Genomic DNA, 11448 nt, shown 5'->3' on the forward strand with positions numbered 1-11448 from the left:
ATGACAACAACGCCAACCCTGCCGACGTCGGGCCTTACCGTCCTCAGCCTGCCCATGCGCGATCCCCGCGTCCGTCCCCTCCTGGACGAGCTCGCCGTCGAATACAACACCCGCTATGGAGACCTGTTCAGCAGCGAAGGGGCCGCGGAGGAACTGAACCGGTACCCTGCCGAAGAGTTCGCCGCCCCGCACGGCGCGTTGATCATCATCCAGGAGAACGGCGAATCAGTGGCCGGTGGTGCCTTCCGCCGCTACGACGACCACACCGCCGAACTCAAAAGGATCTGGACCCATTCGGCCCATCGGCGACGCGGGCTGGCACGCCTCGTGCTGGCGGAACTGGAAAACGAAGCACGACGTCGGGGCTACAGGAAGCTGTACCTCACCACCGGGCCGCGACAGCCGGAGGCGAAAAACCTCTACCTCGCCACGGGGTACAAGGCGCTGTTCGATCTCGCCGCAGACCCCGAGGAAATCAAGCATTTGGCGTTCAGCAAGGATCTGGCCGTGCCCAGCTAAGCTATGCGCATGGCCAACAAACCCACTGCAACAACTGCCGAAAAACTCGCCACCATCCAGCAGGGGTACACCCTGGAAGGTGCCACCATCGAGCTGGGTGCCGCGATCGTGGACGGCGAGATCCACAAAGAGGCGCAGGTCAGGCTTCCGCTGGCCATGATGAACCGGCACGGCTTGGTGGCCGGCGCCACGGGCACCGGCAAGACGGTCACGCTGCACATGATCGCCGAACAGCTGTCGACGGCCGGCGTTCCGGTGTTCCTCGCGGACATCAAGGGTGATCTGTCGGGATTGGCGACGCCGGCCACCGGCAGCGAGAAACTGACGGCCCGTACCTCGGCGCTGGGGCAGGAATGGTCGGCCAAGAATTTCCCGGTTGAATTCCTCTCGCTCGGGGGTGACGGCCACGGCATTCCGGTCCGCGCCACCATTACCTCGTTCGGGCCCATCTTGCTCTCCCGCATCATGGATTTGAACGACACGCAGGAATCCAGTCTCCAACTGATCTTCCACTTCGCGGACAAGAACAACCTGGAACTGATCGACCTCAAGGACCTGCGCGCCGTCATCCAGTTCCTCACTTCGGACGAAGGCAAGGCGGAGCTCGCCAACCTTGGTGGTTTGTCCAAGGCCACCGCCGGGGTGATCCTGCGCGAACTCGTCACCCTTGAGGCGCAGGGAATGGAGAAGTTCTTCGGCGAGCCCGAGTTCGACACCGCCGAACTTCTCCGCACCGCGCCCGATGGCCGCGGAGTCATCAGCTGCCTCGAGCTGCCCACCCTGCAAACCAAGCCCCTCCTGTTTTCCACGTTCCTGATGTGGCTCCTGGCCGACCTGTTCGAGGACCTCCCGGAGGCCGGCGACCTGGACAAGCCCAAACTGGTGTTCTTCCTGGACGAGGCACACCTGCTCTTCAACGGTGCTTCCAAAGCCTTCCTCGAGGCCATCACCACCACGGTCAGGCTCATCCGTTCCAAAGGCGTGGGCATCTTCTTCGTCACCCAGACCCCCAAGGATGTTCCGGCTGACGTACTGGGCCAGCTCGCCAACCGCGTGCAGCACGCCCTGCGCGCTTTCACCCCCGAGGACGCCAAGGCCTTGAAAGCCACGGTCTCCACCTTCCCCGTGAGTGATTACGACCTCGAAGAGACCCTCACCTCCGCCGGTATCGGTGAGGCTGTCATCACCGTCATGAATGAAAAGGGTGCGCCCACGCCGGTTGCTTTGACGCGGCTGCGTGCACCGGAGTCCGTCATGGGTCCCAGTGCCGATGACCTGATCCTCAGCACAGTGGCTGCGTCCTCCCTGTTGGCGAAATACGGAACCGCCGTGGACAACCTCTCCGCGTACGAGAAATTGAACGGTCAGACAGCGGCACCCACCGGTGACGCCGCCCCGGGATTGCCGCCCGTACCGGGCTCTGCTTCCGGCTCTCCGTCCGGCTCTTCGGGCACTTTGCAGGGCTCTTCACCGGGCTCTTCACCGGCGGACATCGACGCCGAAGCGCGACGCATCGAGGAGGAAATCCTTGGCCGCCCCAGCTCGCGGTCGTCTTCCTCGCCCTCACCCGGGTCCTACCCGCCGGCTCCGGTTCCGCAGCAGGCGCCGTCCCAGCCTGCTCCGCAGCAGGACGGCATGTTCGGCGACATCGCCGGCGCACTGGGTGGAGCGCTGGGCGGCGGGTTGAAGAGCATGGTCCGATCCATGGGCACGCAGCTGGGCCGCGACCTCATGCGCGGCGTCTTCGGCACCTCCTCACGGCGGCGCCGCTAGTCCCGGTTGACTCCCAAAAGCACGACGCCGGGTGGCGGCAATGCTTGCTGCCACCCGCCGTCGAGCCTTCTCCAATCGGTGGACATACGTCATATCGTGGCCTTCGTGCACGGTGATCGCTGCCGTGGCAGGTAACGTAAAGGGCGTGCAGTTGAGTCAAGCATTCGTCAAGACCGCAGCCGGATGGCTGCTCGGTCTGATGCTTGCTGCCGCCGGGGCAATCGTGTGCATCAACCTGGTGAGTTCCTCGGTGGCCAGCCCCCAGCAGCCGGTCAAGGAGTACTTGGCCGCCCTGCAAAAGGGCGAAGGCGAGGAAGCGCTGGGTCTCCTGCGGGCCAAGGTGCCCACCTCGAACGCCGCCATGCTGGACGGCACAGCCCTGCAAACGGCCGCTTCCAAAATGTCCGACATCAAAGTGGGGAACCCCGAAACGCGGGGCAGCAACCGGGTGGCAGTGCCTGTCGACTACACCTTGGATGGCAGCAAACTCCACACCGAATTCCTGATGGAGCGGACCGGGACGCAGTGGCTGTTCTTCGCCAAGTGGGCGTTTGTGCCCACCACCTTGCCCACCATTGACGTCACCGTGGTCAACGCCAGCGAGGCCACCCTCAACGGCGTGCCCGTCAACATGCCCAATGGCCGCAACACATTTGCCGTCTTCTTCCCCGGCAAGTACGAGGCAAGCCTGAACGGGACCTTCTTTGAGGCGCCGGCCACCTCCGCCCTCGTCTCAACGCGCGACGGCGGCCAGGCACCCCTCAACCTGCAGACACGCTCCACGAAATCCATGAACGAAGCCGTTGCCGGGAAGGTCCGCGAGTTCCTGGACAACTGTGCCGCCCAAGCGACCGAGCAGCAGCGGCTCCAGCCCGATTGCCCGTTCTACCATGCCAGCAACGCCCGCGTGGTCGATGGAACCATCAAATGGGCCATCACGGAGTACCCGAAGATCACCATCGAACCCTTCGGCGGCAAGTGGGTGGTGGCTCCCCTCAATGGCAAGGCCACGCTGACCGCCCGGGAGATCAATCTGTTCACCGGCTTCGTCAATGACCTCAACGTGGAGCACGATTTCAGCTTCACCACCCAGCTGGACGTCGGCGGCGACACCGTGACGGTGACCCCGCTGCTGACGTTCTAAGCGGACTGGTGTTGGCGTCACTGGTCTTGTCGTCATGGGTCTTGCCGTCACATCTTGCAACCTTTTAGCCGGGTTGCCGGTCTAGCTCCTTGATTTTCCGGGGTTTCATGTCCGGCCCCAACGATAAAACCTGCTCAGCGTGACGGTCTCCGGTAGGGGTTCCCCGCGCCAGGACCGTCAGCACCTCCCGAACCATTGCCTCGGGGTTGTGAACTACATCCGCGTAGTAGTAGCGAAGGACCGTGAAGCCCTTGGCCGCCGAGACGTTTCCCCGCCGATGGTCCTTCTTGACCTGCGCCCATTCGGAGTGGTGACGGCCATCGAGTTCCACCAACAACCACTCCTCCAGCAGCAGATCCATCCTTCCGGCGCCCTCGACGTGGTATTGGGACACAACCCTGATCCCGGCCTTCCGGAAATGCGTTCTGGCGAGTGTCTCCAACAGCGACTCCGCCCCGTAATCCACCCACGACAGGACCTCCCGCGCCTTCCCGTTTCGTTTGCCCTGCAGCCGCCGCAGCAGAAACTCGACGGTCATGTCACCCCTGACCACAGCACACTCCACCATCACCAAGGCCTCGGTCCACGCCCGGCATCGCAAGGCATGGATCAATACGTCGGCGAGGGATGCCACTGGCCGAAACGGATGTGGAGGCAGGAGCAGTCCGCCGTGGTGCACGCCTGTGGCGGACGCATCCCCCCGAGCCTGATGAACGTGCAGGGGACCATCGCTCGTCAGGACCCAGAGGTGATGGAACGAGGCAGCACTGATGCAGGTGAGCACCTGGCGGTTCACAGCAAGTTCAACGTAGGAAGCATCAGCACCGGGCAAGGCATACACACCCCTCTGGGGCTGGAGGACTCCCCGGCGGACACCACGCCTCAGTGCCGCATCGCTGACACCGAGCCTGGACAGTGCAGGTCGTCGAGCAGGTCCGCCCAAACGCCGCAACGCTTCCTCGGGCTCCATCCGCCAAGCCTGCCGTTCCGGCCAATGATCCCGCGGCCCCGGAGTGAGCTATGTGGACAAAGTGCGCTACGTAACGATGCGTGCTGTGCGGACAAGAGCTCGCTGTATGGCAAAGGGTGCTGCGTGGCGGAGGGTGCGGTGTGGCAAAGTGCACTGTATGGCGGAGGGTGCGGTGTGGCAAAGTGCGCTGTATGGCAATGTGCCCCTGATGAAACGACAATGGCCCGGCGCCCGCCCCTCGGAAGGGACAGGAGCCGGGCCACGCTCAGATCGCGAAGGCTTAGTCCATGCCGCGCAGGTCCAGCACCAACTCGGACTCGCCGTCAGCCTGCAGGACTACCGGAATGCCCCAATCCTGCTGGTAAAGATGGCAGGCAGCGTGGTCCGGAATCTCGCCATCCTCAGTCTCGGGACCATCGCATGCGGCCGCACGGGCTGTGATGTGGAGGATGCCTTCCGGAACATCTGCAGACAACTCCAGCGTGCGCACCAGGCCCACCGACGTTCCGCCTCCGGAGACCAGCAGTTCAGGCGGGGTGGAGGAAATCTTCAACTGCGTGGGGTCGCCCCAGCGGTCATCCAGCTTCTGGCCTGTCGGTGCCTTGAACCGGACAGCAAGTTCCAACGCACCCGGGGTCACCGGACTCTTGGGACGATGCGTCTGCGATGCGCCCTCGTCCACTTGCTGGGCTTCCTTGGGGATCGGAACCAGGACCAACTGGTGCTTGTTTGACTCGACCACCACGAGCAATGGTTCGCTGCCTTCAACCTGGACCACGACGACGTCACTCGGCTCGGCGAGGCCCCTCGCCAAGGTGGACACCGACGTGGTGGCTGGGTCGTAGCGACGGACGGCACCGTTGTAGGTGTCCGCGATGGCCACTGACCCGTCGGGAAGCACCGTGACGCCCAAGGGGTGCTGCAAGCGGGCTTCTGCGGCGTCACCGTCACGGAAACCGAAGTCGAACAAGCCCTTGCCCACAGCAGTTTCCACGGTCACACCGGAATCGCTCAGTACCAGCCGGCGCAGGGATGACGTCTCCGAGTCAGCAACCCAGATGTTGCCGTCGGCGTCGATGGCAAGCCCGGACGACTGGGCGAACCAGGCTTCCTCTGCCTTGCCGTCCAACAGGCCCTCAAGCCCGGACCCGGCCAGAATCGACACCTCGTTGCTCAAGGGGTCGAAAGCGAAGATCTGGTGCGTGCCGGCCATGGCGATGACGACGCGCTGCAGCTTCTCGCTCCACACCACATCCCATGGCGAGGAGAGGGAAACTTCCGTACCAAGACCCAGCGCCCCGACGTCGATGGCGTCGGCCGCGAAGTCAGCCGGACCGGCGTCATGGTGTTCAGACCATGTACCAGCGCCAGTGTCCGTCACGCGGGCAGGACCGGCGTCGAGCAGTCGCTGGACGCCATTGCCTGCGACCGTCTGCACGTAACCGGAGCTCAGCGTCACACCGCGGAGGCGGTGGTTGACGGTGTCGGCCACAACGGCGTCGTAGCCAAGCTTCCATGCGAGCTCCGACGGGAGCAGCGCGACGCCCTGGGGTTCATTGAACTGTGCGATCTCGGCCTGCCCATCCAAGTACCCCTTGGTGCCGGAGCCAATGACGCGGTCCACGGTTGCGAGGTCGGGACGCAGCTCCACCAGGCGGTGATGGCCGGAGTCCACTACGAGGTAATTGCCGTTGGCCAGTTGCGTGGCCTTGCCAGGGAAGCGCAGGGTGCCCGACGTCGGAACGGGAGCCACGTAGGGACCGTCACCACGGTGGAGGGTTCCCTTGGCTTCGTGCTCGGCAACGAGTTCTTCCAGCAGGACAGCGAGCCCGTCGGCATGGCCTTCTCCGGAAAGGTGGGCCACGATGTAGCCCTCGGGGTCCACGACCACCAGGGTGGGCCAAGCGCGTGCCGTGTAGGCCTTCCAGGTAGCGAGCTCGGGGTCATCCAGCACCGGGTGGTGGATCTCGTAGCGCTCAACGGCTGAGGCCAAGGCAACGGGATCTGCTTCGTGTTCGAACTTGGGAGAATGCACGCCAACCGTCACCAGGACGTCCGAGTACTTTTCTTCCAGGGGACGCAGCTCGTCCAGGACGTGCAGGCAGTTAATGCAGCAGAAGGTCCAGAAGTCGAGCAGCACGATCTTGCCGCGCAACGACTCGAGATCCAAGGATTTGCCGCCCGTGTTGAGCCAGCCGCGGCCCTCCAGTTCGGAGGCCCGGACCCGGAGTTGGGTGCGTACGGTTTCGCTCATCAGCGTCCTTCCAGCTTGGTGTTTGGTTCAGTCTGCCCGGCAGTGTCCGGGGCGGGGCGTTCGGCTGTGCTGCTTTCGGCCGGTTCCGTCCTGGATGGCGAAGCCACCCTGGACGATGGGGCCGTGCGGCTTGCCAGCTTGGCATCGCGGTCCGCGAGCCGGGCAAACATATCGTTGTAAGCGCTGAGGTCGGCGTCGTTATTCCTGTCGGCGGCCCGATCGACCCGACGGGTCTCCCGTTCGTCCGAGCGGGACCACATCACAGCAACACCGATCGCCACCAGCAGCGTGGGAACTTCGCCGATTCCCCACGCAACTGCGCCACCCAGTTGCTGGTCTCCAATGGCCGACGGACCCCAGGCGCGGCCCAGGTTTCCAAAGTAGTCGGCAGCGAGCAATCCGGTTCCGCCCATGATGGCCACGCCGAAGAACGCGTGGAAGCCCATGGTGGCCAGCAGGAGAAGCAGGCGCATCGGATAGGGAGCGCGGCGTGGAAGCGGATCGCTGCCAATCATGCTGAGCACAAAGATGTAGCCGGTCAGCAGGAAGTGCACGTTCATGAGCTCGTGGCCCACATGCTCGCGCATCGCCAGTCCGAAGAGGTCGGAGTAGTAGAAGAGCACAATCGAGCCGGCAAAATTCGCTGCGGCGAACAAGGGGTGGGTGACGATCTGCGAGAACCTGGAGTGCACAAACAGCAGCAGCCATTCGCGGAGGCCGCGTGAGCCGTGGGCTCCTTCGCCCCTGGAGGGCAAGGCACGCAGGGCAAGGGTTACCGGTGCGCCCAGAACCAGGAAGATCGGGGCCACCATGGTCAGGGCCATGTGATCCACCATGTGCGCAGAGAACAACACGCGGCCGTAAACGGCGGGCGGACCCGAGGTGATGTACGTCAGTACCACCAACCCGATCAACCAGTTCACCGTTCGGAACCAGGACCACTTGTCTCCGCGCTTGCGGACTTTGACGATACCCATGATGTAGGTGACGGCGCCAAACAGCGCGACTCCCACCCACAGCCAGTCGAAACGCCATTCGGTGAGCCAGCGTTCCGGGGTGAGCTCCGGTGGGAGCTCGTAACCGGAGAGAATGAACGACGGCGACGCGTCCGGCGCGTAGGTGGTGGGCTGAGGCGGAGCCGAGCGGCCGAGCGCAACGGCAAGTCCCGACGTCGCGCCCATCACCAGCAGCTCAACCAGAACCAGCTGCCACAGCACGCGGCGGGCAGACATGGAACCGTTTTTGCCCAACTGGGGGATAACCCACTGCCGGTGCATGAAACCGATGCCGCCCAGCACCAGGGTGGCCAGGGCCTTCGCGACAATGAGTTGCCCGTAAGGAGAGCCGAAGAGGTCCGCGGGGTTGGTCACGCGGATGGCGGCATTGATGACACCCGAGGCGAAGACCAGGACAAAGGCGAAGCCTGCCAGGGCCGAGAAGCGTCGGAGGGTTTGTTCGGTAATGTCCGGGGTGCCCTTGCTCCGGGATCCCGTGAGGATGCCGGAGAGGACCGCAAGCATGATGATGCCGCCCACCCAGGTGGAAACGCCCACCAGGTGGAGTCCCAGGGAGTTGATGGCACCTTCGTGGTCGCTGGAGCTCGATGAGTGCCCAATCAACGCGGTGGGTATCAGGCCGATCAAGGCAAGCAGCAGAGTGAACGCCAGCCCGGTCAAGGAGCGGACCCCGAACAGCGCAGTGGTCACGACGGCGGCGATGATGGTGACGGAGAGCCAGGCCTTGCCCGTTTCAATGTCCGTCATGAAGTACACCAGCGACCGCGTGAACTCGGCGTCACCGGAGAGCCGCTGGCCTGCTACGTCAGCGTAGGTCAGGACAAGGACCGCCACCGCGGACAATGTCCATGCTGCGCCGGCGGCAGCGGCAACGGCGAGGGCCCGGGCAAAGGCAGGATGTTCCGGTGCGTCAACGTCCTTCTCTCGGGACCGCGATCCACCGAGATTCTTGGGCAGGATGCCGACGGCAAAGATCAGGCCGCCCACGACGGTCGCTACTGACACGTTGTGGATGGCCTTCGCGAACGGAAGGCCCCACCGGACCAATTCGCCGGGGTCGGAGACCTGACGGGCGGCGGAGGCGCCGGAGAAGATCAATGCAGCTGCGAGCGTCAGGAACAGCGCTGCCAGGCCGGCCAGTTGCCATGGCAGGGAAATGCCCGCGACTGTAGTGCCTCCCCGCGCTCCCGGCTTGGGAACAGGCGAAGGGGCAGTTGCGGAACTTCTTGCTGATGGCACTTATCCATTGTCCGCTACCTGTCGCCGGGCTGCGAATCGGGAGGGCGCTATGTGCATTAACTTAAAGCAGAAGGGACGGCAACCATCCGGTTGCCGTCCCTTCCAGGCGTTCGCCGAAGAGAATTACTTCTTCTTGGCGACAGCAGCCTTCAGCTTGGAACCGGCGGTCAGCTTGACGCTGTGGCCGGCTGCGATCTGGATGGTCTCGCCGGTCTGCGGGTTGCGGCCGGTGCGAGCTGCACGGTCGGTGCGCTCAACTGCGAGCCAGCCCGGGATGGTGATCTTTTCGCCGGCGGCGACAGAAGTCTCGAAAACTTCGAACAGTGCATCGAGCACGGAGTTGACTGCTGCCTGGCTGGTGCCAGCCTTGCCTGCTACCTCTGCAACGAGTTCACTACGGTTCTTAGCCATTTACGTCCTCCTGGACTCATACGTTTTTGAGCTTTCAAGCGGAATGCGAGCAAGCCACTGTTCGAAAACTTACCAGCTTGGGCTCGCATGGCCAGCAAATTCCGCGTGTTTCCGCGCCTTTTTGACCAAAATCACCGGATTTTCGGGGATTTTAGGAGTGCTTTACGCCTTTGGCGTACCCTACGTCGTCAGTGGTGCCCCCAGCGCCTGCCCGTCAGAACAGGATGCGCTGGAACAGAACGTGGTCCTGCCACTCCCCCGCGATCTGCAGGTAGGTCGGCGCGAATCCGATCCGTTCGAAGCCACACCGTGCCAGGACGGCCTGGGACGGCGCGTTGTGAAGCAGCGTCGCGGCTTGGATCCGATGGAGGCCGAGCTCGTTCGTAGCCATATCGACGACGGCGGCGACCGCACCTGACGCTGCGCCTCTGCCAGTGCAGTCCACGTCGATCCAATAGCCGAGGTTGGCGTTCAAGAAGGGGCCCCGGACGATGCCGGTCAGTGTCATCATCCCGTAAATACCCCGGCTGCCGGTGATAACCCACGGCACTTCGCTGCCGGCTGCATACTGGCCCAGCTTGGCACGGATCACAGCCTCCTGGCCCGCCACGGTAAAGAATTCATCACTGCGGGCGGGCTCCCACGGCGCCAAATGCCCGCGATTACGAAGGTACGCAGCGGCGACGTCCTCAGCGTCGGACAGTTCCAGGGGGCGCAGCACCAGTTGATCGCCAAGCCCATCGTCCGCGCCGATCGTTACCCTTCGTGTGAGATTCATCCCCAGACTCTACCGCCGCCCGCTCGGGCAATTGCGTGGGGACCTACGGAGTGATAGCTTTCGGGTGATCGTGAACTTTGGCAGGAGGTGAGACCCATGAAAGCAGTATCCACAGTGGGCGCTCCCTGCAGTCCACGATCCCGCGGCTGAACCAGCCGCCACCGGGAGCGTCCGTCACGCACTTCGCGAAAGGCGACTCCCTTGAAAACATTCTCTTCTTCACCACTGCCCAACAGCGCGACGACGGCACCCGGCACGGCGGGGCCCGTCCAGTTCCAGCCGCAGCTCGACCCCGACGTCCAGGAACCGGCCAACGGCCAGCGGGCATTGGTTCTTGGTGGGGGCGGCTCCACCGGCAACGCATGGTTGATCGGCGTCATAGCCGGCCTGTTTGATGCTGGACTGGACGTTACCACCGCCCACCTCACCGTTGGCACGTCCGCGGGCTCCACCGCTGCTGCCCAGCTGGCGGGAGCGACGCCGGGCGAACTTTTCGAGGCCATCCTTGCCGCTGCCCCACAGAGGCCCCGGGGCGCGGATGGCGCCGGCGAGTCCGCGGCCGCGCCATCCGGCGGTCGAACGGGCACGGAACGACATGCCGCAAGGCCGGTAGTCGACCACATGGAGCGAACCGGCACCATCATGAAAGCCGCCTCGGATATGGCGGACATGCGGCGCAGGTTGGGCGCAGCAGCCATCGAGATGGCTGCTTCCATGGAGGGTGCCAGCACGCGATGGCGGGCCACGGTCGCAAGCCGCTTGCCCCAACCGGGGTGGCCCGAACGAACGATCCTCCTGACGGCTGTCAATGCACGTACAGGTGATCCGGTGACGTTCGACCGCCACAGCGGCGTGGAACTGGTGGACGCAGTCGCCGCCAGTTGCGCCAGCGGATTCGCCTACAGCATCGGTACGGAGCAATACATCGACGGCGGCTACCGGGCCAACGCCGAGAATGCCGACCTGGCAGCTGGATACGGAAGGGTGCTGGTGCTGGCACCTTTCGGTGGAAGGACGCGGACTCCCCTGGAGTGGGGCATGCACCTCTCCGGGCAAGTGGAGGCACTGCGCGCCGATGGCAGCCGGGTGGAAACAGTCTTCCCGGAAAGCGACTCCGAGCATATGTTCGGCGTCAACGCGATGGACCTGTCCTTAAGGCCGGCCGCGGCCCGGGCAGGTTTCGAACAGGGAAGGGCCCTCGCGGGCCAGCTCGCCGAATTCTGGGGGTCCGGTTTGTTTGTGGGTTAAAGGGGAAGAGCCCCGACCGTGTGGTCGGGGCTCTTGCCTAATGGTTGTCCGGCGGTGTCCTACTCTCCCACACCCTCCCGGGTGCAGTACCATCGG

Annotated in this window: 9 protein-coding genes; 4 read left to right on the forward strand and 5 right to left on the reverse strand. The window is 64.1% G+C overall.

Translation table 11 applies throughout. The features are described from left to right. The 3 genes from QF015_RS13070 to QF015_RS13080 all read left to right on the forward strand — a co-directional run bounded on the left by QF015_RS13070 (window position 1) and on the right by QF015_RS13080 (window position 3436). The gene (locus QF015_RS13070; RefSeq protein ID WP_310211255.1) at window positions 1-519 is read left to right on the forward strand and encodes a GNAT family N-acetyltransferase; all 519 of its coding nucleotides are present in this window, start codon (window positions 1-3) and stop codon (window positions 517-519) included. A 3-nt stretch (window positions 520-522) separates the two neighbouring features. Next, window positions 523-2292 carry a helicase HerA-like domain-containing protein gene (locus QF015_RS13075; RefSeq protein ID WP_310211257.1) on the forward strand — a complete coding sequence of 590 codons (1770 nt, stop codon included), beginning with the start codon at window positions 523-525 and terminating at the stop codon, window positions 2290-2292. Window positions 2293-2407: 115 nt separating this feature from the next. Further along, entirely contained in the window at window positions 2408-3436 is a 1029-nt protein-coding gene (locus QF015_RS13080; protein ID WP_310211273.1) for a hypothetical protein, read from the forward strand. A 64-nt stretch (window positions 3437-3500) separates the two neighbouring features. On the opposite strand, the gene QF015_RS13085 is transcribed toward QF015_RS13080, so the two are convergent. The 5 genes from QF015_RS13085 to QF015_RS13105 all read right to left on the reverse strand — a co-directional run bounded on the left by QF015_RS13085 (window position 3501) and on the right by QF015_RS13105 (window position 10104). Beyond that, the gene (locus QF015_RS13085) at window positions 3501-4406 is read right to left on the reverse strand and encodes a DUF559 domain-containing protein (RefSeq protein WP_429389499.1); all 906 of its coding nucleotides are present in this window, start codon (window positions 4404-4406) and stop codon (window positions 3501-3503) included. Window positions 4407-4686: 280 nt separating this feature from the next. Then, window positions 4687-6660 carry an NHL domain-containing thioredoxin family protein gene (locus tag QF015_RS13090; protein WP_429389501.1) on the reverse strand — a complete coding sequence of 658 codons (1974 nt, stop codon included), beginning with the start codon at window positions 6658-6660 and terminating at the stop codon, window positions 4687-4689. Further along, complete coding sequence (locus tag QF015_RS13095) at window positions 6660-8915, reverse strand: cytochrome c oxidase assembly protein (protein ID WP_429389503.1); 2256 nt, start codon at window positions 8913-8915, stop codon at window positions 6660-6662. The genes QF015_RS13090 and QF015_RS13095 overlap by 1 nt, the downstream gene beginning before the upstream one ends. A 123-nt stretch (window positions 8916-9038) precedes the next feature. Continuing rightward, window positions 9039-9326: an HU family DNA-binding protein gene (locus tag QF015_RS13100; protein WP_011776355.1), complete on the reverse strand. Its 288-nt coding sequence runs from the start codon at window positions 9324-9326 to the stop codon at window positions 9039-9041. A gap of 214 nt (window positions 9327-9540) precedes the next feature. Continuing rightward, complete coding sequence (locus tag QF015_RS13105) at window positions 9541-10104, reverse strand: GNAT family N-acetyltransferase (protein WP_310211263.1); 564 nt, start codon at window positions 10102-10104, stop codon at window positions 9541-9543. A 201-nt stretch (window positions 10105-10305) separates the two neighbouring features. On the opposite strand from QF015_RS13105, the gene QF015_RS13110 reads away from it, so the two are divergent. Next, window positions 10306-11352: a patatin-like phospholipase family protein gene (locus QF015_RS13110; protein WP_429389505.1), complete on the forward strand. Its 1047-nt coding sequence runs from the start codon at window positions 10306-10308 to the stop codon at window positions 11350-11352. Window positions 11353-11448: the final 96 nt, after the last annotated feature.

Source organism: Paenarthrobacter sp. TE4293 (assembly GCF_050435325.1).
Taxonomy (GTDB): Bacteria; Actinomycetota; Actinomycetes; order Actinomycetales; family Micrococcaceae; genus Arthrobacter; species Arthrobacter nitroguajacolicus_C.